Origin of the sequence: Bacillus sp. JNUCC-22 (genome assembly GCF_018861275.1) — a bacterium.
GTDB classification, from domain to species: Bacteria; Bacillota; Bacilli; order Bacillales; family Bacillaceae; genus Bacillus; species Bacillus velezensis.
Genome location: NZ_CP076408.1, coordinates 794,124 through 816,196, shown reverse-complemented (window position 1 = coordinate 816,196; position 22,073 = coordinate 794,124). Strand labels below are relative to the sequence as shown.

Annotated in this window: 20 protein-coding genes; 6 read left to right on the top strand and 14 right to left on the bottom strand. The window is 48.0% G+C overall.

The genetic code is table 11. The features are described from left to right. Window positions 1-61: 61 nt before the first annotated feature. From JNUCC22_RS04130 to JNUCC22_RS04085, 10 genes are all read right to left on the bottom strand, one after another. Window positions 62-1,870, bottom strand: a complete 1,809-nt coding sequence (locus JNUCC22_RS04130) for a sigma-54-dependent Fis family transcriptional regulator (protein WP_216062152.1) — start codon at window positions 1,868-1,870, stop codon at window positions 62-64. A gap of 106 nt (window positions 1,871-1,976) precedes the next feature. Continuing rightward, window positions 1,977-3,356: a dihydrolipoyl dehydrogenase gene (gene lpdA, locus JNUCC22_RS04125; RefSeq protein WP_136396208.1), complete on the bottom strand. Its 1,380-nt coding sequence runs from the start codon at window positions 3,354-3,356 to the stop codon at window positions 1,977-1,979. 14 nt (window positions 3,357-3,370) lie between these two features. Further along, the gene (locus JNUCC22_RS04120) at window positions 3,371-4,564 is read right to left on the bottom strand and encodes a dihydrolipoamide acetyltransferase family protein (RefSeq protein ID WP_025284431.1); all 1,194 of its coding nucleotides are present in this window, start codon (window positions 4,562-4,564) and stop codon (window positions 3,371-3,373) included. Between the two features lie 14 nt (window positions 4,565-4,578). Beyond that, window positions 4,579-5,607, bottom strand: a complete 1,029-nt coding sequence (gene acoB / locus JNUCC22_RS04115; RefSeq protein WP_039252314.1) for an acetoin:2,6-dichlorophenolindophenol oxidoreductase subunit beta — start codon at window positions 5,605-5,607, stop codon at window positions 4,579-4,581. Window position 5,608: 1 nt separating this feature from the next. After that, window positions 5,609-6,610 (bottom strand): acetoin:2,6-dichlorophenolindophenol oxidoreductase subunit alpha, encoded by a 1,002-nt coding sequence (gene acoA, locus JNUCC22_RS04110; RefSeq protein WP_063095969.1) that lies wholly within the window; start codon window positions 6,608-6,610, stop codon window positions 5,609-5,611. Between the two features lie 275 nt (window positions 6,611-6,885). Further along, on the bottom strand, window positions 6,886-7,365 hold the full coding sequence (locus tag JNUCC22_RS04105) for a DUF6884 domain-containing protein (RefSeq protein WP_216062151.1): 480 nt from the start codon (window positions 7,363-7,365) through the stop codon (window positions 6,886-6,888). 158 nt (window positions 7,366-7,523) lie between these two features. After that, window positions 7,524-8,507, bottom strand: coding sequence for a tRNA dihydrouridine synthase (locus tag JNUCC22_RS04100; RefSeq protein ID WP_216062318.1), 984 nt, complete (start codon window positions 8,505-8,507; stop codon window positions 7,524-7,526). Between the two features lie 971 nt (window positions 8,508-9,478). Next, the gene (locus JNUCC22_RS04095; protein WP_216062150.1) at window positions 9,479-9,778 is read right to left on the bottom strand and encodes a YfzA family protein; all 300 of its coding nucleotides are present in this window, start codon (window positions 9,776-9,778) and stop codon (window positions 9,479-9,481) included. A 697-nt stretch (window positions 9,779-10,475) separates the two neighbouring features. Then, the gene (gene rlmD, locus JNUCC22_RS04090; protein ID WP_021493862.1) at window positions 10,476-11,876 is read right to left on the bottom strand and encodes a 23S rRNA (uracil(1939)-C(5))-methyltransferase RlmD; all 1,401 of its coding nucleotides are present in this window, start codon (window positions 11,874-11,876) and stop codon (window positions 10,476-10,478) included. 133 nt (window positions 11,877-12,009) lie between these two features. After that, window positions 12,010-12,873 (bottom strand): DNA-3-methyladenine glycosylase family protein, encoded by an 864-nt coding sequence (locus tag JNUCC22_RS04085; RefSeq protein ID WP_015239403.1) that lies wholly within the window; start codon window positions 12,871-12,873, stop codon window positions 12,010-12,012. 106 nt (window positions 12,874-12,979) lie between these two features. Here JNUCC22_RS04085 and corA point away from each other — a divergent pair, with 106 nt between their 5' ends. From corA to JNUCC22_RS04070, 3 genes are all read left to right on the top strand, one after another. Next, window positions 12,980-13,939, top strand: coding sequence for a magnesium/cobalt transporter CorA (gene corA / locus JNUCC22_RS04080; RefSeq protein ID WP_007408518.1), 960 nt, complete (start codon window positions 12,980-12,982; stop codon window positions 13,937-13,939). Window positions 13,940-14,002: 63 nt separating this feature from the next. Next, complete coding sequence (locus tag JNUCC22_RS04075) at window positions 14,003-14,650, top strand: hypothetical protein (protein ID WP_015239402.1); 648 nt, start codon at window positions 14,003-14,005, stop codon at window positions 14,648-14,650. Between the two features lie 50 nt (window positions 14,651-14,700). Then, window positions 14,701-15,561, top strand: a complete 861-nt coding sequence (locus JNUCC22_RS04070; RefSeq protein WP_216062149.1) for an NAD(P)-dependent oxidoreductase — start codon at window positions 14,701-14,703, stop codon at window positions 15,559-15,561. A 34-nt stretch (window positions 15,562-15,595) separates the two neighbouring features. Here the strand turns inward: JNUCC22_RS04070 and pdaA are convergent, their stop codons facing one another. Both pdaA and JNUCC22_RS04060 read right to left on the bottom strand, forming a co-directional pair. After that, complete coding sequence (gene pdaA / locus JNUCC22_RS04065; protein WP_003155556.1) at window positions 15,596-16,387, bottom strand: delta-lactam-biosynthetic de-N-acetylase; 792 nt, start codon at window positions 16,385-16,387, stop codon at window positions 15,596-15,598. 100 nt (window positions 16,388-16,487) lie between these two features. Further along, complete coding sequence (locus JNUCC22_RS04060; RefSeq protein WP_003155558.1) at window positions 16,488-16,673, bottom strand: SE1561 family protein; 186 nt, start codon at window positions 16,671-16,673, stop codon at window positions 16,488-16,490. A gap of 146 nt (window positions 16,674-16,819) precedes the next feature. Here JNUCC22_RS04060 and yfkAB point away from each other — a divergent pair, with 146 nt between their 5' ends. Together yfkAB and JNUCC22_RS04050 are read left to right on the top strand one after the other, a co-directional pair. Continuing rightward, window positions 16,820-17,941: a radical SAM/CxCxxxxC motif protein YfkAB gene (yfkAB, locus tag JNUCC22_RS04055; RefSeq protein ID WP_014417201.1), complete on the top strand. Its 1,122-nt coding sequence runs from the start codon at window positions 16,820-16,822 to the stop codon at window positions 17,939-17,941. A 6-nt stretch (window positions 17,942-17,947) separates the two neighbouring features. After that, a complete protein-coding gene (locus JNUCC22_RS04050) occupies window positions 17,948-18,781 on the top strand; it encodes a mechanosensitive ion channel family protein (protein ID WP_007408513.1) in 834 nt (277 codons plus the stop codon). A gap of 29 nt (window positions 18,782-18,810) precedes the next feature. On the opposite strand, the gene JNUCC22_RS04045 is transcribed toward JNUCC22_RS04050, so the two are convergent. Then, the gene (locus JNUCC22_RS04045) at window positions 18,811-19,605 is read right to left on the bottom strand and encodes a YfkD famly protein (protein ID WP_094031586.1); all 795 of its coding nucleotides are present in this window, start codon (window positions 19,603-19,605) and stop codon (window positions 18,811-18,813) included. Between the two features lie 70 nt (window positions 19,606-19,675). Continuing rightward, window positions 19,676-20,731 carry a calcium/proton exchanger gene (cax, locus tag JNUCC22_RS04040; protein ID WP_007408511.1) on the bottom strand — a complete coding sequence of 352 codons (1,056 nt, stop codon included), beginning with the start codon at window positions 20,729-20,731 and terminating at the stop codon, window positions 19,676-19,678. A 158-nt stretch (window positions 20,732-20,889) separates the two neighbouring features. On the opposite strand from cax, the gene JNUCC22_RS04035 reads away from it, so the two are divergent. Further along, a complete protein-coding gene (locus tag JNUCC22_RS04035) occupies window positions 20,890-22,068 on the top strand; it encodes an MFS transporter (RefSeq protein WP_025284425.1) in 1,179 nt (392 codons plus the stop codon). Window positions 22,069-22,073 lie beyond the last annotated feature (5 nt).

The following is a 22,073-nucleotide window of genomic DNA, read 5'->3' as shown; positions in this document are numbered from 1 at the left end:
CAAACCTCCTTTAGGCCTCACACATAACGTGTCCGGCAGCCAAGAGAAGTATGCTTGTTTCTTACAATTGTCCGGCGGTGAGTTTGAATTTTTTGAGACGTTTGTAAAACGTGCTCCGCGGGATTCCGGCCATTTTGGCGGCCAGCGTGACATTCCCCTTCGCCGATTCAAGCGCGTTTACGATGATGTTTTTCTGAATGTGCTCCCGGATGGAGACAGGGGGCGCTTCTTCCTGTTCATAAGACTCGGCCGCCTCTTTAAGACCTGACGCTTCAAGCAGGGCTGCGATGGGGCGTTCTGACAGCCGTCCGTCCGGGAACATGACGGAAAGACGTTCAAATACATTAAACAATTCCCTGATATTCCCCGGCCATTTCCGGCTCTTTAATAGGTCTAAAAAGTCATCAGGAAGCTCCCCGCGCCAGCCGCGATTTCGCTGAAATTCAAGGAAGAGGCCGGGAATGTCTTCGGTGCGTTCTCTTAATGGAGGGAGATGGATCGGACAGACGTGAAGCCGGTAAAATAAATCTTCTCTCAGCTTTTTGCATTCGACAAGCTGTCTCAGATCAGCGTGGGTTGCAGTGATGATTCTGATGTCAACGGGAATCTCTTTTGTCCCGCCGACCGGGGTGACTTTCCGTTCCTGCAGCACCCGTAACAGAGCGACCTGCATGGAGTGTGATATTTCTCCGATTTCATCGAGGAAAAGCGTGCCTTTATCGGCTTTTTGCAAAGCGCCGTTATGTCCTTTCCGTTTGGCCCCGGTGAAGGCGCCTTCCGAGTAGCCGAACAGTTCGCTTTCAATCAGCTTTTCGGGGACCGCTCCGCAATTGACGGCGATAAACGGGCCGTTTTTCCTGGAGCTGTTGTTATGAATCGCCCGGGCGGCAACCTCCTTTCCCGTCCCGGTTTCTCCCGTAAGACAAACGGTTGCGTCCGTTCGGGCGACAAGCTCCAGCTGCTGAAGCATATGTCGGGATGACGGGCTTTTGCCTGCCGCACCATGGAATATAAAAGACGGCTTTTCTTCTCGTTTGGATAAATAAACGCATGTGTAGCCGTTCTCCTCCCGCTTCGCCTGCTTGATGTGATAGCCCTGTTCCTCAAGCTCGCGCAGCGTATGTCCGGTAAAATGCTGAACGGGACGGCTTGCGGCGATAACCCGGCTCATGTCATTGCAAAGCACGATCGGATCGTGAGACCGGGTCAGCCCGGCGAACTTGCTGATCATGTCAAGTTCTGTCATTTTGATCTTTAGGGCAAGCTCCCGTTCCGCCGTATAAGCGATGGAGGAGGCAATTCCGAGCATAAACGGCTGAGCGCGGGCGGCGGGGCAGGAAATATCAATGACACCCGCCAGCCGCCCGTCTTCATAACGGATCGGCGCGGCGGAACAGCTCCATTGATGAGAAGCGAGCGAATAATGTTCAGAGCCGTGTATCATGACCGGCTCATTTGTATAAAGAGCCGTCCCGATCGCATTCGTGCCGACGGCCGTTTCCGTCCAGCGGGCGCCTTTTAAGAAATTGATGCGGTTCGCTTCATGAATGGTGCGCGGGTGGCCGTCAACTGAATGGACAACGCCGTCTGAATCAATCAGGAGAACCATCATTTCCATTTCCCGCATCGCCGTTTTCATTCTTTCTGCATACGGCGTTGAGGCCGCTAAAAATAACGCATGCTTTTCGGCCTGTCTTTCTAAATGATCTGCCGGCATTACATTCGGCCCCTTTTCGAGATAAGGGTTAACGTCGGCTTTTTTGCAGCGGTGCCATGAGGCGGCCACCCGCTTCTGAATACGGGATTCATCAAGCACGCCTTCTTTCACAAAACGCTTCCAGGTTTTAAAATCATTCCGAATGACATTCATTGTATTCGCTCCCCCCTGTTCAGACCATCTTTTCATATATTGTAGGGGAAAAATAAAGCGCTTTCAACGAAAAATACCCCTTCTCATCTGAGAAAGGGTATTCCGGTTATACGGAATGCACCGCAAGTCCGGTGACATTCAGCAGGGCTTCCTGAAGCGTTTCTGACAGAGTCGGATGCGCCGCGATAAAGTGCTCCGACATATCAGCCGTCATTTCACCGTTCATCATCATGACCGCCTGACCGATCAATTCCGTCACGTCCGGCCCGATCATTGACACGCCGACGATTTCTCCGAATTCCGGTTCGGCAATGATTTTCATTTTGCCGCCATGCTGATGTTTAATTAACGCTTTTCCGTTAGCAGAAAATGAGCATTCTCCGATTTTCACATCTCCGTATGCCTCTCTCGCCTGTGTTTCCGTCAGCCCGACAGCGGCCATTTCCGGCGATGTATAAATACAGCGGGGCACCGCCCGCATATTGACTTTGCTGTCCTTTCCCGAGGCATGCGCGGCGGCTGTGATTCCTTCATGAATGGCGGCATGCGCGAGCTGCATTCCTCCGGCCGCATCGCCGCACGCATATATATGAGGCACATTGGTCTGCATATGGTCATTGACTTCAATGCCGCGCGGAGAATACCGGATGCCGGCCTGCTCCAGATTCAAGCCATGCAAACGCGGCTTTCTCCCGATTGCAACCAAAACGTGATCAGCCTGAGCCTCAATTTCTTTGCCGTCTTTTGTCCACACGGCTGTTTTCCTTTCTTTGTCAATCCGCTGAAGGGCGGCTTTCATCTGAATATCAGCCCCGCTGTCTCTTAAAGAGTCTTCGAAAACGGCGGCGATTTCCCCGTCTTCTGCCGGGAGCAGCCGCTCAGCCGATTCAATCACCGTCACTTTCGTTTTAAACCGGCTGAATAAAGAGGCAAATTCACAGCCGATCACACCTCCCCCGACAATAAGCAGAGAAGAAGGAATTTGCTGTAAAGAAAGCGCGTCTTTGCTGTCGATCACCCAATCGCCGTCAAATGGGGCAAACGGCAGCTCCGCCGGTTCAGATCCGGATGCAATCAATATCCGATCCGCTTCCAGAATGTCTTTTGCGCCTCCTTCTCCTTCAACAAGCAATGTCTGCTCTGTGAGAAATGAGGCTGTCCCGCTGATGACTTTAATCTGATTTGCTTTCATTAAGTATTGAATTCCCTGCACGAGCTGGCTGACGATTTGCCGTTTGCGCCCCTGCATGCGGGCCCAATTGAGTGTAATGTTTTGCGGCAGTTCGATGCCGAATGTATCTGCGTGCCTGATTTTATCGAGCACATTCGCGCTTTCCAAAAGCGACTTTGTCGGGATGCACCCCTCATTGAGACAAGTGCCTCCGAGCGGCCCTTTGTCGATCAGAACGACTTCTTCTCCCCTCCGCGCGGCAGTCACGGCAGCTGCATATCCGGCAGGCCCGCCGCCGATAATGGCTAGTGTCAATCTCTTCACCCTCTCTATAAAATCAATCCGGCCGGCTCTTCAAGCAGCGCTTTGACCGTTTTCAGGAAGTCCGCAGCCGGTGCGCCGTCACATACTCTGTGATCAAAGGTAAGGCTCAGCGGCAGCATGATGCTTTTGACAAGCTCATCTCCTTTAAACGCAGGCGTTTCATAGCTTGCGCCCACTCCGAGAATACCGGCTTCAGGCGGATTAAGAATCGGGGTGAAATGCTCAATTCCGTAACCCCCGAGATTTGTAATAGAAAATGTCGATCCGTGCAGATCATCTCCGGAAGCATTGCCTTCCCGCGCCCGGCGTGCCGATGTGCTGATGTGATCCGCAAGCTCAAGGAATGAAAGCTTTTCCGCATCCCGAATCACCGGCACGACGAGACCGTTTTCAAGAGAAACCGCCATCCCGAGGTGGACATATGGATAGGTGATGATCCGCTCCTCTTGATAAGAGCTGTTCAGCTCAGGATGCTGTTTCAGCGCAAGCACTGCGGCCCGGGATACGAAATGTGTGACCGTCAGTTTAACACCGCTCCGCTTTTTCACGCTGTCGGCGAGCTGCTGCTGCCATTTCACAAGCTCCGTAATGTCCGCTTTCATCGTCAGCGTCAGCTGGGCGCTGTTTTGCAGGCTTTTGTGCATTCGGTCTGCAATTACTTTTCTCATCGCTGAAGCCGGTTTTTCCTCCGGCTGTGCCGTCTGAACCGAAGACTGCGGTTCAGATTCCGTCTTCATGGCCTTGATGACGTCAGCTTTTACGATTCTGCCTCCGGGCCCCGTCCCGTTCAGCGTATCAACTTTCAACCCGGCTTTCTCCGCCATTTTTCGGGCAACGGGAGATATTTTCACGCGGTGTTTACGCTTTTGCACGGCTTTGGGAGCGGGAATATGTTCAGGTTCAGATTGCGGTTTCCCTGCATTTTCAGGAGCCGGCGCCTCCTTCTCCCGCACTTCTTCGCCGTTTTCCCCGATATAACAGATGGGCGTTCCCGGCGGGACTCCTTCTCCCTCTTTGACTTTAATATGGAGAAGCGTGCCGCTTTCAGGCGCTTCTATTTCCATTTCTATTTTTTCCGAGTTGATGCTGGCGATGCTTTCTCCCTTTTCAACCGGGTCGCCGACTTTTTTATTCCAGACGGATACTTCACCTTTCTTCATCGCCATTCCCAGCTTCGGCATTACTACTTTTACAGCCATTCTATATCCCTCCTTTAATTCATTGCCGGCTCGCCAAGCAATTCAAGCGTGACGCTGACAATTTGGTCTGGTGTCGGCAAATATTGATCTTCAAGCACCGGCGAAAACGGCACTGGTGTATGCGGCGCTGTAATCCGTTTAATCGGCGCATCAAGCAAATCAAAGCCCTTATCGGCGACAATCGCAGCAATATCCGTGGCGATGCTGCAGCGCGGATTGGCTTCGTCAATGATGATCAGCCGGTTTGTTTTTTCTAACGATGTGAAAATCGCTTCCTCATCTAAAGGAGACAGACTCCGGGGATCAAGCACCTCGGCGTCGATGCCTTTCTCAGAAAGCTGCGCAGCCGCTTCAAGCGCAGTATTGACCTGCTTGCCGACCGCAAACAGTGTGATGTCGCTGCCTTCGCGTTTGATATCCGCTTTTCCGAGCGGAATTGTATAATAATCTTCCGGCACCTCGCCCTTCATGTTGTAGGACGTTTTATCTTCAAAAAAGAATACCGGATCATTGTCTTCTATTGCCGAAAGCAGCAAACCTTTGGCGTCATATGGATTGGACGGCACAACCGTCTTCAGACCCGGGATGCTGGTGAACAGGCCATACAGCGCCTGCGAATGCTGAGCGGCTGCCCGGAACCCGGCTCCGTATGTGGTGCGGACGGTGATCGGCACTTGCGCTTTACCGCCGAACATATAGCGGAATTTCGCCCCTTGGTTGATCACTTGGTCAAAGCACGTTCCGATAAAATCGTTAAACATCAGTTCCGCAATCGGTCTCAGCCCCGTGGATGCCGCAGCCATGGCCGCACCCATGTAGCCCGCCTCAGAAATTGGTGTGTCCAGCACCCTGCTTCTGCCGAATTCCTGTACGAGCCCCTTTGTGACCCCCAGTACACCGCCCCATGCTTCATCATCTTGCAAGTGATCGACCGCCGCTCCCCCGGCGACATCTTCACCGATTACAAGCACATTTTCGTCTTTTCTCATCGCAAGCTTCATTGCTTCATTGAGCGCGTCCGACATGCTTATGACTCTCGCCATCTCACATTCCCCCTTTTTCATATGACACGTAGACGTCTGTCAACAGCTCAGACTCTTTCGGATATGGACTCTTTTCGCTGAACGAGACGGCTTTTTCAATCGATTCGCTGACACGCTGTTCGATGTCTGACAGTTTATTTGTATCTGTTTCTTTTAAAAGATAGTTTTTAAAGCCTTGGATGGCATCCTTTTCTTCAAGATGCTCAGTCTTTTCATCCTTTGTTTTATAAGTTTGGGCATCCCCTTCGAAATGGCCGTAGTTTCTGTAAGTCATACATTCAATCAAAGACGGGCCTCCGCCGTTTCTTGCTCTTTCTATCGCTTCCCCGGCTGCCTGATAAACTGCTAAAATATCTTTTCCGTCCACCGTGACCCCCGGCATATTGTAGGCAGCCGCCCGATCGGCGATTGAATCACAGGCTGACGCGTACTCAAATGTCGTGGCTTCGCCGTAGCCGTTGTTTTCGGCGATGAACACGACAGGAAGGTTCCATACTGCCGCTAAGTTCAGCCCTTCATGGAAGGTCCCTTGGTTATTGGCTCCGTCTCCAAAGAAGCAAACGCTTACATTTTTAGTTTGTTTATATTTAGCCGTGAGCGCTGATCCGCATGCGAGCGTAAAGCCGCCCCCGACGATTCCATTTGCGCCTAACATGCCTTTATCAAGATCCGCAATGTGCATAGAACCGCCTTTTCCTTTACACAGTCCGGTCGCTTTTCCGAATATTTCCGCCATCATGCCGTCCAGATCACAACCTTTGGCGATACAATGGCCATGTCCCCTGTGCGTGCTTGTAATGCTGTCGCCATCATCTAAATGAGCGCACACCCCCGCAGCTACCGCTTCTTCACCGGCATACAAATGGACGAATCCGGGAAGCACTCCTTGCGCGAACAGTTCATGCACTTTGTCTTCAAAGCCCCTGATTTCCAGCATCTTTTGGTACATCCACAGCGCTTTCTCCTCAGTTAATGACAAGCCTTCTCGTTTTAACAATTCCATTTTGTGCGCCTCCTTCTATTTAGGGTTCACACTTATAAATGCAAGAAGCATGCCAGCCTTTGAAGCCCGTAAAATGAATGTTTTTATTTTTACAATGGAGACAGTTTGAGACAGGTGTCTCATTTTGTCTCGATCTGTTCCCTTTGTCTCGTTTTAAGGCATACAAAAAAGACCGGGCATCACCCTGTCTTTGACAATGATCGACGTATTTATTTCCTCGGAAATCTTTTATTGCTTCATTCTTCTGCATACAGTCTATCGTGGCGATTGAGTGGTTACACTCTTTTTTTCATATCCACGTGCTTGAGTTCATGCTTTTCTTCAACAGCTCGATTCAGTGCTTGAAGCATGTAGCCAATGCCTTTATACGATGACAAAGGCCAGGTGATATGCTGATGCTCTCCGATGACGGCGTTTAGGACGCTTCGGTATTTTTTCCCGCCAAGCATGACAAGCTCTTCGATGTCGGAAAAGCCTTTTTCATGAAATTGACGGCGCAGCTCGTCCGCTGCCATGATCTCCGGATGACCGGTTCCAAAAGTGACATCGTAATTTCCGGGAACCATATCGTCCGGACGAAGGAATCCGTGCTTCGCCGACAAAATCACCCACTCATCGAAAAATGCTTTCGCATATCGCTCGCACGCCTGATGAAACGGGCTGAGATAAGCGTCTTCCGCCCTTACCGGACCTGTATCTGAATGGACATCCCAAATTTTTTTCTTGCCGCAGGGGATGATGCACAGTCGTTTCATTTTTCTCTCCCCTTTATGATGTATGTCCTATCAATGTACCATGATTCGTTTATTTCTGCATGACGAAACTGGCCATGGATCTGTCTGGGTAAAAACTGCACACAAAAAAAGACCCGGAATTCAAACCGAAATCCGGGCCGGATGAAGAGTTGTTTAGGTCACTCTTGCTCCATCTTATCAAGATACTTTCTCTCAAAGTCATCGAGCAATGCACGCACTTCATCTGTTGACTTTGTATTCATGCATTGATTTCTTAATTCACTTGCTCCACGGAATCCGCGGAGATATATCTTGAAAAAGCGGGGGAGCGGTTTATATGCTCGAGCTTCTGCTTTTGAATATTCATCATGAAGATCCAGATGCAATCTCAAAAGATCAAGCAATTCCTTACTGCTATGCTCTCTCGGCTCCTTTTCAAAGGCAAATGGATTAGTAAAAATGCCTCGTCCAATCATAATCCCGTCAACACCGTATTGTTCAGCGAGTTTCAAGCCGGTTTCCCGGTCAGGAATATCTCCATTGATCGTCAAAAGGGTCTCTGGCGCTATCTCGTCACGAAGTTTCTTAATGGCCGGGATGAGCTCCCAATGCGCATCTACTTTACTCATTTCCGCTCTTGTACGCAGATGAATGGAAAGATTCGCAATGTCTTGTTTCAGTATGTGTGTCAGCCAGCCGCGCCATTCTTCTATATCCGTGTAGCCAAGTCTGGTCTTCACACTTACCGGCAGACCTCCTGCTTTCGCCGCCTGTATTAATTCGGCTGCAACTTCAGGACGGCAAATCAGGCCGCTTCCCTTTCCATTCCCCGCCACATTAGGTACAGGACAGCCCATATTGATATCCAGGCCCTTAAACCCTAATTCCGCCATCCCAATACTCATTTGGCGAAAGTTTTCAGGCTTATCTCCCCATATGTGGGCAACCATCGGCTGTTCATCCTCCGTGAAAGTCAAACGGCCGCGCACACTATCCTTCCCATCCGGGTGACAATAGCTTTCTGAGTTTGTAAACTCTGTGAAAAACACATCAGGTCTGCCTGCTTCACTCACAACATGGCGAAAAACGACATCCGTCACATCTTCCATTGGTGCCAGTACAAAAAATGGCCGCGGTAATTCACGCCAGAAATTATCTGTCATAACAAATCCAAATCCTTTCATGATGGGATACAGCCAAACCTTTATCCCAAAATTAAAAACTGACCATGCTTCTTTTACACTTATAGCATGTGTCAGCACTTCTTATCAAACGATAGTAAATTTTGAACATTTCACTTTTTACACGTTAAAAAGTGAAAAAGCAAACTGAAGTAGAATAGATATGATAGAACACCTTACAACTCCTTAACCATATAATCGGTTCGAAAGAGAAAAAAGTGTGATGAGTATCTACACCTATTTTTTTATTTATATTGTGGTTTATTAATAGTAGCGCTGACCTTCATCTTTCTTAGCGGCCTTACTTTTGCTCTTTTTGGACAAAAAGGATTCCAACCTAAATAGAATATCATATGAGTTCTCCCTATTACCAATGCAAAATAATTGTCCTGTTATCGAAGATAAAATATTTAACGCTGCACCATATCCGTATCTCAATATCATTTACGAAAAAATAATTTGATTAAGCAAATGGGGTTGGGGGTGGTATATCTGGGTACTCAAGAGAATGTAAAAAGTTAACTTGCCGCTTGTGAATCACATGGAGTAAAGAGGATGGGATGGGATGGGAAGAGAAAATAAACTCTTACTTAAAAATTCAATAACTTCAATCTGGACCATTTGAGATTTGCTCATGGTTTAAAATTAACCGACGCAGCAAGTGGCAACCTGACAAAGGTTGCTTTTTCTTTCTGGCTAAAATCAACTGTTCCAATACGTATATGTGCTAAGGGTCGATTGGCTTTCAAGACCCCATATGCTAATCAATTTTTAGTTTTAAAGTTATTACATATAAACACAATATCTGTATAAAAATAAATACACTCAGTAATTTATATAAGGGACCCGTCGGTAATTCTGATCCAGAACCAATAAAATAGACTGCTGACTAAGTGCCGCAGTCTTCATTCATAAGATTAATAAGAAAGTTTCTTTCATCATTAAATAAGGCATCAGAAGTTATTGCTTTTATTTCGAATATCCTTTGTTATACCTGTGATTATTTGTATAACAGTGAAAACCCCCAAGAAAACAGTGACAATATTAAACCATGGATTATCATAGAATGAAAGATATGTTTGAAAGAAATCCAGTTCAACTATGTTTGCTGGGAATCCATTCATTTCTCTATAATTAGGACCCCATCCCGTTAATTCTACAAAATTAAAATAAAGCTGTGAAACTAAAAATGCCAACAACGTTTGAAACCAACTTCTTTTAAATAACGGTCGTTTTTTGTTTACTTTATCCATTTCATTATCCGTTTCCTTTTCTGCAATACTTTTTAGCCAGGTGTCAATCTAACATCATTATATGATGAAGCATGATTGTCGCGATAATTACTTATTAAGGATATAACCATCGCAGGTATTACTGTAATAGTTGTTATCACTTGCGTTTCCGCCTCGGATTTATTTCTTTTTTGTAATAAGGAAAGTAATCGGGGGCCTTTTTTCCTATTTAAGCTTTCATATCATGTATAACAACGAAACATGCTTTTTTAGTGTGTTTGATCTTTTATTCACAGTTGTTGAGGTTCCAATATCTCTCATTCGGTTTCACCTCCTTTTTATCATTTATTACAACTATCGCCAATAGTAGATGTGCCGATGAGTGTCGGGGACTTTATTCTTTAAGAAAGAAGTTTACAAAATATTAACTGAAATTACAAGTATTCACGGAACTTGAACGACTTGTTATTGCTTCTGGTTCACAACAAGATCTTCATATTTTGTCTGTAATGCCGTTTCCAAACGAAAAAAAGAAAGTGTTAATAGAAAGCAGCCTACTTGGCTGTTTTTCACTTGCTTTTCCATACGTTTTTTTCAACTCTTTTTATCAGTTAAATAAAGACAAAAGACAGATAGGACAAGGGCAAAACATGAAAAAACCCGGAAATCGGAATTGTTTAATTTACCGAAATCCAGGTCTGATTACGAATTGTTTATTTTAGTTAGACGATTTTAATACAAGCTTCGCCACGGCTTCCACATGAGCCGTCTGCGGAAACATATCAACAGGCTGAATATATTCGACGCGATAGTCCTTCGACAGCGTCTGCAAGTCTTTCGCCAGTGTGGAAGGATTGCAGGATACGTAGACGAAGCGTTTCGGTTTTACTTTTTTGATGGTATCTAAAAATGTTCTGTCACAGCCGGTTCTCGGCGGGTCGACGATGACCACGTCAGGGCGGAAGCCTTCTTTCGTCCATTTCGGGAGCCAGTGTTCGGCTGTTCCTGTGACATATGCCGCGTTTTTGATGCCGTGTTTTTTGGCGTTTTTCTTCGCATCGTCAATTGATTCTTTAATGACGTCCATGCCGCGGATCTCTTTTGCGCCGTTTGAAACCCACATGCCGATCGTACCGACGCCGCAATACGCGTCTACGACTTTTTCTTTTCCTGTCAGCTGAGCCGCTTGTTTCACTTCGTCATACAGCTTGACCGTCTGCTCAGGGTTGAGCTGGAAGAAGGCGCGGGCGCTCAGTTCAAATGACACGTCGCCGAGCACTTCTTGAATGGCATGGCTTCCGGCCAGCGCTTTTGTTTTGTCACCGAAAATGACGGATGTGCGCGCGCCGTTGACGTTTTGAATAATCGATTTCACTTCCGGCAGACGGTTCTGAATGGCTTTGACGATCTCGTCTTTATTCGGCAGTGTCTCTTTCGCGGTGACAAGCACGACCTGCACTTCGCCTGTTTCAAAACCGACTCTCGTCACGATGGTGCGGACATCGCCTTTTTTGGTCCGTTCGTTATAAACGGATACGTTGTGTTTTTCCAAGATACGGCGGACGATACCCGTTGTTTTGTTTGTCGCCGGATGCTGGACAATGCATTCCTTAATCGGAACGATTTTATGGGAATCAAGTCCGTATAAGCCGGCAATGATGCTGCCGCTTTGCGAGCGTCCGACTTGGAACTGGCTTTTGTTCCGGTAATTCCAAGGGTTGTCCATTCCGATCGTATCTTTAATGTTCATTTCTTCGACATTGAATCTCGTATGACGTTCCAGAGACTGAATGACGATGTCGCGTTTTTCGCGAAGCTGCTGGGTGTATGCCAGATGCTGAAGCTGACAGCCGCCGCACTGGTCATAGACCGGGCATGGCGGCGTGACGCGGTGTTCAGACGGCTTGCGGATTTTTTTGACGCGTGCTTCTGAAAATTTCGGCTGCACATTTGTCGCTTCGGCAACGACTTCTTCACCGGGCAGAGCGCCGGGAACGAAGACAACTTTTTTCTTAAAATAGCCGACGCCCTCTCCGTTAATGCCGAGACGTTTGATGGTCAGCGGAAATGTCTGTCCGATTTTCAATTCGGCAGGCGCCTTTTTTTGATGTTGATTCACGTTTTTTTCTCTCCGTTTCTATATAAAGCCTTCCTCCTGGGAAAACGGCTGATTTGAAATATCACATCTTTTCAGTATAACATGCAGCCGGCGGTTCCTTCATGTTTTTCACTGGAAGTTTCCAAAAATCTCATCATTCAATACTTCTCCACAAATATAAGGACGCATAGCTTAAATACGGCGCCCATTCGCTGCTTACCTGGAGCATCACGTCTTTTGACGGTTTATCCTCAAGGGCGAAGCGGCGTTTGACGGCGTTTTGCAGGCCGATGTCCGCCAAAGGAAACAGATTCGGGCGGCCGAGGCCGAACATGAGGACGTTTTGGACGGTCCACGGGCCGATGCCTCTGATGGTGATCAGCTTTTTCATAATGTCTTCATCCGACAAATGGGTAAGTTCCGCCAGATTGAGCGCTCCTTCTGCAATCATCCGTGAAATGTCAATCGCATATTCCGCTTTTCTCATGCTGAACTGGAGCTCCCGCAAGTCCTGATACTCAAGCCCCGCGATCGTTTTCGGCTCGGGATAGCACCAGACGCCGTCTTTTTGTTCACCGAAGGCATGGACGAACCGTTCCGTTAAAGTAAAAGCGAAGGACAGGTTGAGCTGCTGGTGGATGATGCATTTCATGAGACAGTTGTAGACGTCATATTCCAAGACGAGCGGGGTTCCCGCATGCTCCTCAAAAAGCGCCGACAGATTTGTTTTTGAGAAATGATCAAGCACAGGCTGAAGCGGCTGCTCCCACTGAAAAATGTGTTTGATCCGTTCAATCATCTCCTCGCGGTCCGTTTCTCCGCTGACGAGGAAGACCGGGTCTGCGGCGGTGCCTTCCGCTTGAACCGTGATGACGGACAGTTTGCCGTCCCGTGTTCTGAGCGGCACTTTGATTGATCTTGCATGAAGATCGACCGCATTCAGCGGATCGAGCGACAGCCTTTCAAGGACTTTATCAAAATGATACGGCGGTGTGACCGAAACCGTTTCCTTCCACATATGCTCCACCCCTTTTTGTCCAAGTATATCATGAAGCGGCCGGGCGGCAATTCGTATACTTTTCTTCATAACGCCGCATGATATAATGGCAGGCGGAGGGTTGTTTATGATACATATAACCGCAATCACAACACATAATGAGATATTAGATAATATCCCCCTATCACGTACAGAACAACCGGACATCGCATGGTACTGGATTGATTTTTTCGGCGCTGAGATGCATGAAACCGAGCTGCTGCGTGATTATTTTCACTTTCATCCGCTTGCGATCGAGGATTGCTTTCAGCATATGCAGCGGCCGAAAATCGACCATTATGACGGCTACCGTTTTTATGTGCTCCACGCCTTGAACCCGGACACACTGGAAATGGAAGAGGTGGACATTTTTCAGTCCGACCGTTTCATCGTCAGCTTCCATTTGCACGAATCGCCCGGCGTCTCAAAGGTGAGAGAACGGTTTTTCGCTTCTCCGGGATTAGCCAAAAAAGGGCCCGGGCACATCACTTATATGATTATGGATCAGCTTGTCGATGAATATTTCCCCGTGCTGTACAAAATTGAAGACCGGCTGAATGAAATTGAAGACAGCAGAACACATAAATCTTACGGCACTTTAATGAATGAAGTGTTTGAATTGCGGACTGATCTTTTGAACCTGAGGCGGACGATCATTCCGATGCGCGATTTAATGTACCGGATTTTGAGCCTTGACCATGTAAAAGAAAGCCGTGAAACGAAAGCGTATTTCAGCGATATTTATGACCACCTGTTAAAACTGGCTGAGCTGATCGAGTCAAACCGTGATATGACGTCAGATTTGCGGGACAGCTATGTGACGCTGAATTCAAACCGGATGAACGCCATTATGATGACATTAACCATCGTCTCGACCATTTTTATCCCGCTGACGTTCATCGCGGGGGTTTACGGCATGAATTTCGATAACATGCCTGAGCTTCATTGGAAATACGGGTATTTTATCGTTTTGGGCGTAATGGCCGTTCTTGTGGCCGCCATGCTGTTTTGGTTCGCCCGCAAAGGCTGGTTTAATATTTTCAAGTAAGAACGGCTGCCGGCTGTTCTTTTTTTTGAGAAAACATGATAGTCTGGAAAAAAACGCAAAGAGGTGTGCGCCGTTACCATCCTTTCTCACAAAATCATTTCTTCTGTCCTCCTGGCTTTCAGTGTCATGTCCATTGCCCCGCTGTATAACGGCCGTACGGTGTCTGATTACATCTTTGAGTTACTCGGCTTTTCCTCTTGGCCGGAAGATGGAGCCCATATCTCCGTCATTCCCGGGGTCGTGCTTTACTTTGCGGCGTTAATCTGGTGTGCCGCCGCGTTCAGGCGGACGCTTCCCGCGGCGGGGCTGTTTCTGATCTTTCTCAGTATGGGGGCCGCTTCCGGTATCAGTCCTGCCACCGAATATGCCGTTTTTTCCTTAAAACAGTTCGCGCCCGAAAAAGAGGCTGTCGAGTATTTGAAGCACCGCAGCGAATGCAGTCATCTGGTTGAGCGAAAAAGAGCGGGCATGAGCTGCACGCTTTATATCAATCATTACGGAAAAGGGGAACAAACCATTTCTGTCACCCCGGATTTATCAGAAAACATAAAGGACGTCACATTCAAATCAAAAACGTTCACTGTAAAACCCCGTTCAAAAACAATCATCAAAACCCGATTTACCGGATTTTATAAGGGGAAAGCCGCCTCAGACTCCGGATGGTCTTCAGAACCTGAACTGAAAGTGGCAATCCTGTACACAGCAGATTAACCATTTTGCATGTATAATGGTGGAAAACTTTTCATTGGAGGGACTGTGAAATGAAGATCGCCATCGTCAGACTCGGCAATATGGGCCGCCCCATCGCCGAAAATATCATGAAAGCCGGATACAGTCTGACTGTATATAACCGGACGAAAGAAAAAGCGGCTGACCTGCTGGATAAAGGGGCCGGATATGCCGAAACGCCCCGACAGGCAGCTGAACATGCCGACATCGTGCTGTCCATGCTGTCAGACGATGACGCCGTAACAGACGTAACGTTCGGAGCTTGCGGCATTATTGCAGGGTTATCTGAAAACGGCATTCATATTTCAATGAGCACGATCAGTACGGCGCTGTCAGAACAGCTTTCCGCCGCACATTCGGGCAGAGGGCAGTCCTTTATTGCCGCTCCCGTCCTCGGCCGCCCCGATGCCGCCGAGAAGGCCGAGCTTCGCATCATCACAGCCGGACCGGCGGAAGCGAAGAAAAAGGCCGAACCGCTGCTTAACATCCTGAGTCAGCAAGTATTTGACACTGGTGAAGAAACAAAAACGGCCAATGCCGCGAAAATCAGCGTCAATTTCTTGCTGGTGTCCATGCTTGAGGCGTTATCTGAATCGTTCTTAATGATGGAGAAGTACGGGTTAGAGCAAAAACAATTTTTAGAAATCGCCGGCGCGCTCTTTGGCTCTCCCGTCTATCAAAATTACGGCACGATTATGGCTGAGGAGAAATTTGAGCCGGCCGGTTTCAAAATGTCTTTAGGGCTGAAGGATACCAATCTGGCGCTCGCCGCCGCAGAACAGGTTTCTGCAAAACTCCCTCTTGCCGAACTGGCCAAGAGCCATTTTGAAAGCGGGATCGCACAAGGCTTCGGGGATCTGGATTGGGCCGCTTTGATTAAATGCCTGAAATAACAAAACACCTCTCCATTACCAGGAGAGGTGTTTTCTACAGGCGCGGCAGCTTCATTTCTTTCTCAAACATCAGGTCATCAATGCTTTTAAACGTGTAGCCTTCTTTTTTCAAATCGGTAATGGCATCGTCCAGAGCTTCTGAATTGTCCTTTGAAACGGTGTGGAGAAGGTAGATCGCGCCGGGATGAGCCTGCTTTATCATGTGATCATAGGCGTATTGTTTCCCTTTTTGCTCGTTAACCTTCCAGTCGACAAATGCGACGGACCAGAAAACGGTTTGGTAGCCGAGGCGCTTCGTTTCTTTCAGGACATATTCGCTGAATACGCCGCGCGGCGGACGGAGATACAGGTTGTCCCGCTTTCCGGTAATGTTGTACACAGCTTCCGTGACGGAATCGAGTTCGTCTTGAATCTGATCGCCCGTTTTTGTCGTCAGATCAGGATGATGAAAAGAATGATTGCCGATGATATGGCCTTCCTTTGACATCCGTTTAATCAAATCAGGCTGCTCTTTCACAAAATGACCCGTGACAAAAAAAGTGCCCGTGACGTGATGTTTTTTTAACACATCAAGCACTTTCGGGGTGTACCCATTTTCATATCCGTTATCAAATGTTAAATAGATGGTCTTTTCTTTCGTATTGCCCAAATAAAAGGCATCATATTTTTTGACCAGATTGTCCAGCTGTCTGCCGGCATCCGGCGGCTGATGATTGACGCTGCGTTTAAATCCCCAGTTTATCCGTTCATTCGGCACGGCTTCTGCACTGTTGATGCCTCCCGCAAGTAAAACGGCCATGCAGCAAATTGAACAAAACCATTTCATGACCAGCACTCCTTCTGCATTTTTCCTTATTTTGCAGTAGGCTCTGCTCTTTTATACAGCCGCATTATGGAAAAAGAAAAACCCCGGCATCCGCCGGGGTTTATTCCCAATCCTTTTTAAAGCGTTCGTATTTTGCTTCCAGATCATCAAGCATGCCGATGAGCCGGTCTATATCTTCAACATCCGTTGATTCAGGGTCTAAGGAATCAATGACATTCATAAACATATCGAGTCTGTTCTTCAGGTAATCGAGCTGCTGATCTTTGCTGTTTACTGCATTCCCCATACTTCCACTCCATTCATTTTTTATAATGGTAGCGTATTTTTTGCCGTTTTTCAATGGTTCCGCTACTTGCGATCTTGGCAGATCAGGTCTAAAATTAACAGTTGGCAGACGTTAGTATGCCCCATTTATAAAGGAGTTAGATAGTCATGACACAAAACACAACACTGCGTCCGATCACACCGGAGTACGATCCTTGGGAAGCGTACATGGATGTCGACCAGTATGGAGATATGAAACTGACGAACGTTGAATTCACAACGACGACTTTGTGCAATATGAGATGCGAGCACTGCGCCGTCGGGTACACGCTCCAGCCGAAAGACCCGAATGCGCTGCCGATCGACCTTTTATTAAAGCGGCTTGATGAAATTCCTCTGTTACGCTCTATCAGCATTACGGGCGGCGAACCGATGCTTTCGCTGAAATCGGTAAAGGAATACGTCGTCCCGCTTTTGAAATATGCCCATGAACGCGGCGTGCGCACACAGATCAATTCAAACCTGACGCTTGATATCGGGCGCTACGAACGGATTATTCCTTATTTGGACGTCCTTCACATTTCTCACAACTGGGGAACGGTCGAGGACTTTGCCGACATCGGATTTGCGATGATGGAGAAGAAACCGACATTTGAACAGCGGGCGCGCTATTTTGACAAAATGATTGAAAACAGCCGCACGCTGGTCGAAGCAGGCGTAATGGTTTCAGCGGAAACGATGCTGAACAAACGGACGCTGCCGCATATTGAACATATTCATCGGCAAATTACCGAAGAAATGAAATGCCAGCGGCACGAAGTCCATCCGATGTATCCGAGTGATTTCGCCAGCGCGCTTGAATCACTCAGTCTGAAGGACATGAGACAGGCCATTCATCATCTGCTCGACATTCGCGATGAAGAGACATGGATGCTGTTCGGTACGCTCCCGTTTTACGCATGCAGCCCTGATGAAGAAGACCAGAAGCTCCTCCGCCGCCTGCGGGAAGCGAAAAACGTTACGGTGCGAAACGACCCTGACGGCCGCTCCCGCCTGAATGTCAACATTTTTGACGGAAATATCATTGTCACGGATTTCGGCGATACACCGCCGCTCGGCAATATTAAAACAGACAGCCTTCCCGAAGCATATGACAAGTGGAGACAGACGAAGCTGAGCAAAGAGCTGAACTGCCGCTGCACAAACGTCCGGTGCCTCGGCCCGAACGTCCTTGTCAAAAACAGTTATTATCAGGACACAGATTTTTCATTACGAAAAGCCAGAGGTTAACAAAAGATGGAAACGACAATTACGGACATTTTGAAAAGCAAAGTGGTTGAGATCATCATCGTCGCTCTCGTGCTTTACGCCGGTGTTTTTCTGATCAACCGCTTTGTCCAGGTGTTATTTAAACGCACGGATTTCTTGGAGGAACGGAAAGGGAAAACGATTGAAAGCCTCGTCCGATCCATCACCCAGTATACGGCGACGATCGGTTTTATCTTTTACGTCATTTCTTTATTCGTTCATGATTTCGGCCGAATTTTAGCCGGGGCGGGTGTTGCCGGTATCGTCATCGGTTTCGGCGCCCAGTCGTTAATCAAGGACATATTGGCCGGTGTCTTTTTAATATACGAACGCCAGCTTCATAAAGGTGATTACGTGACGATTAACAATCTGTTCAACGGCACAGTCGAAGAAATCGGACTCCGTTCCCTCCAGATCCGTGAGTGGACCGGCAAGCTGCTTACCATATCTAACGGTGAGGTCAGACAGCTTCAAAACTATAACATTGATTTTATGCGGATTACCGAGTCCGTCGTGATCAGTTACAAGGAAGATCCCGAGCGGGTATATGCCGTGTTAGAAAAAGCCTGCGACATGCTCAATGATGAGCTTCGCGATTCACTGAAGCGGGATGAATTTCTCAATGCGACGGAGCCGTTTCAAGTGCATGGAATCATGAGTCTGAACAAATTGACAAGAGGCATAGAATTTACTGTCAAAGGCATGGTTCAAGACACAGAATACTTCTCGGCGAGCCTTGCGGTGAGACGCGTTCTTGCCCGGGAGCTGTACAACAACAATGTGCAATTGCTTGAGGAAATGTATCACACACAAAAAAGCTGATTCCCGAACCGGAATCAGCTTTTTTTTATTTATCTCGGCTGCGCTGTCATTTGAAAACCGAATGTGACGTGATCCTGCACCGGAATCCAAGCCCCGATTCCTTGCGAAGTCACATTTTTGACGACAAGTTTCCGCTTGCTGCCTTTCAGCACCAAATACACTTCACCGTATGTTACTTTTCCTTTTTCATTAACGGCCGGAGCGTAGGCGTGCAGGTAGCCGAGCCGCTGCGGAGAAATTTTGTAGGTTTGATCGCGTTTTGTGCCTGCGCCGATAACCGTTTCAAACGCGAGCGGCAGTTTTGTTTTCTTCATCGCTTTTTGCATCATCATGCTTTTTACGTCTTCTGCGTTCGGCACCTTCGCTGTAAGCCCGCCTTTGATTTTGTATTGCTGTTCTTGGGCATATGAGATAACCGCGGTTTGCTGCCCGCCCCGGTTATCCGCTCTGTTCGTATTAATTTTTTTATATTCCCAGTTGGCGACCGTTTCGTTCGATTGATAGCCGAGCGCCCATTTCCCGAGAAATATTGTCGCCCGGTATCCGATGGCAAGCGGTGAACCGGAAACCGAGGATTCATTCAGCATCTTTATCAGATGAGGATTTTCGATGTTGATCTCGGATGTATCTAACAATTCCTTCGCCAGTTTGCTCGGCTGAAGCATCGGCTGATCCTGTGAAGCATTCGGATACGTATTTTCCTTTGAAATGCTTACGACAGAGTTGGGAACTTTAAACGGTTTTTTTGCACCGGCAGACGGCGTTGCGAAAAAACTAAAGGATAACAGCAGAATCAGTGTGGCATGAAACAGCTTTCTCATCATATCACTCTTTCTATAGCATTTTCCTTTAGTCTTTTCCTCCGCAATCGTTGTTATCCGCATTTTTTACAGGTTAAAGCAGGAAAAAACCGATCGCCATAATGACATAAGCGGCAAGGAGCGTAGCCCCTTCAAACCAGTTCGAATCACCGTCATTTGAAATCATCGTCATCAAAAGGACGGATGAGATCATCGCGACAAGCTCGGGCAATGTGAATACAAGCGGCATATTGACCGGAAAAAAGATGGAACAGATCACAAGAACCGGAGCCACAAACATGGCGATCTGCAAAGTCGAGCCTACCGCGATTTCAACGGCGACATCCATCTTGTCTTTGTACGCCATAATAATCGCCGACGCATGCTCTGCGGCATTTCCGACGATTGCGACGATAATCACCCCGATAAACAGCTCGCTCCAGCCGAACTGTTCAGCCACCGCATGAAACGTATGGACAAGATTTTCAGATATGTAGGCGACGATAATGGTTGAAATAAATAAGACGGCTGTCGCTCTTTTCCCCGACCACTCAGGCTGCTCCTCTTCTTCCTTTGCCTCCGGCTGATTCGGCTGATAAACACCGCGGTGGGTGACGAGCTTGAAATAAAGAGCTGCCACGTACAAAAGGATCATGATGATGCTGATGCCGACACTCAAATCAAGCTTGTTTTTTTCCCCCATATCCATGGAAAACACTTCGGGAATGACAAAAGCAACGATAATGGCAAAAATCAGCAGGCCTGAATTATGCCGGGCATCATGAATATTGAATTCCTGCCGCTTGTATTTCAAACCGCCGATAAAAAACGACAGTCCCGCGACGAGCAGAAGATTGCCGAGCACCGAACCGGTCAGTGAAGCAAGCACGATGCCCGTCAGCCCTTCTTTTAAGGCGAAAAGCGATATTATCAGCTCTACCGCATTGCCGAACGTGGCATTCAGCAGACCGCCGATCCGCGGTCCCGCGATAATGGCAAGAGATTCAGTCGCTCTCCCCATATAACTTGCAAGCGCAATAATCGTCAAGCAATAAATAATAAACAAAACCGCTGACGGCCAGTGCATCAGGCCACCGATGACTGAAAGCGGCACTCCCGCCGCAGCCGTAAAGAAAAAAATCCGATTCATATCTGCCTGGCTCCTTTTTTCGAATGAGTCTTCTTATATCCTTCTCAAAAACTCCCTCAATTACACTTCCGCGGCAGCCCGAATTGGCATTTTCAGGTTGCCGGACGCAGCAAATCCGTGTACGATCAAGAAAGATACTGAAGAAGGAGAAATACGCGATGTCACGACTGTACTTCTTTATTTTGGTTCTGCTTGTTTCCATCTCCGGATTTTCCCAAGGCATGCTTCTGCCGGTGATCTCCGTCATTTTTGAAACGAACGGGGAATCAGCCGCTATAAACGGACTTCACGCAACCGGCCTTTATATCGGCGTGCTTCTGGCGTCGCCGTTTATGGAGGCCCCGCTGCGCAAGCTCGGATTCAAACCTCTGATGGTCATGGGCGGATTTCTTGTTATCATCAGCTTATTCAGTTTTATTTGGCTTCAATCCATATGGTTATGGTTTTTTCTTCGGCTGCTTATCGGAATCGGGGATCATATGCTGCATTTTTCAACCCAAACGTGGGTGACGTCAAAGTCAACGCCCCGAAACAGAGGAAGAAACATTTCGCTGTACGGACTGTCCTTCGGGCTCGGATTCGCTGTCGGCCCGTTCATGGTCCCTCTTGTGAAAACAAGTCCGTCCCTTCCGTTTATCGTATCCGGCTGTATCAGTCTTGCCGCCTGGCTGTTTGTATTTGTCTTACGTAACGAGTACCCGGCGCAAGGTCCGGATGAAACATCCGGGGACAACAGCGCAAAACGTTTTTACCGCGCCCTTCTTTTCGGCTGGGTCGCTTTTCTCCCGGCTTTCGGGTACGGTTTTTTAGAAACGGCGCTGAACGGAAGCTTTCCCGTGTACGCCCTGCGCTTAGGCATATCCGTCGATGCCGTCGCGCTGATATTGCCCGCTTTTGCCATCGGAAGTATTGTATTCCAGTTCCCTCTCGGTTTATTAAGCGATCGATTCGGGAGAAAACGTGTCCTGCTCGTCATCTTATTAACGGGTGCCCTTTGCTTTTTGACGGCCGGACTGTTTCCGTCGCCTTCTGTCATCGGCTGCTGCTTTTTCACGGCGGGAATGGCGGTCGGCAGTATGTTTTCCCTCGGCATCAGCTATATGAGCGACCTGCTGCCCTCCCATCTGCTGCCGGCGGGCAATCTGCTCTGCGGCATTTCCTTCAGCCTCGGCAGCATGATCGGCCCGGTGGCTGGCGGCTGGTATATGCAGCGGTTTGAAAGCGCCAATTTGTTTTACTTTATTACGGTGATTCTGGTCTGTATTTGGCTTGCGCTCGTCTTCGGGAAAACAAAGCACAGTCCCGCATCCGAATCCCATTCTTTTCCGGCCTCATAAAAAAA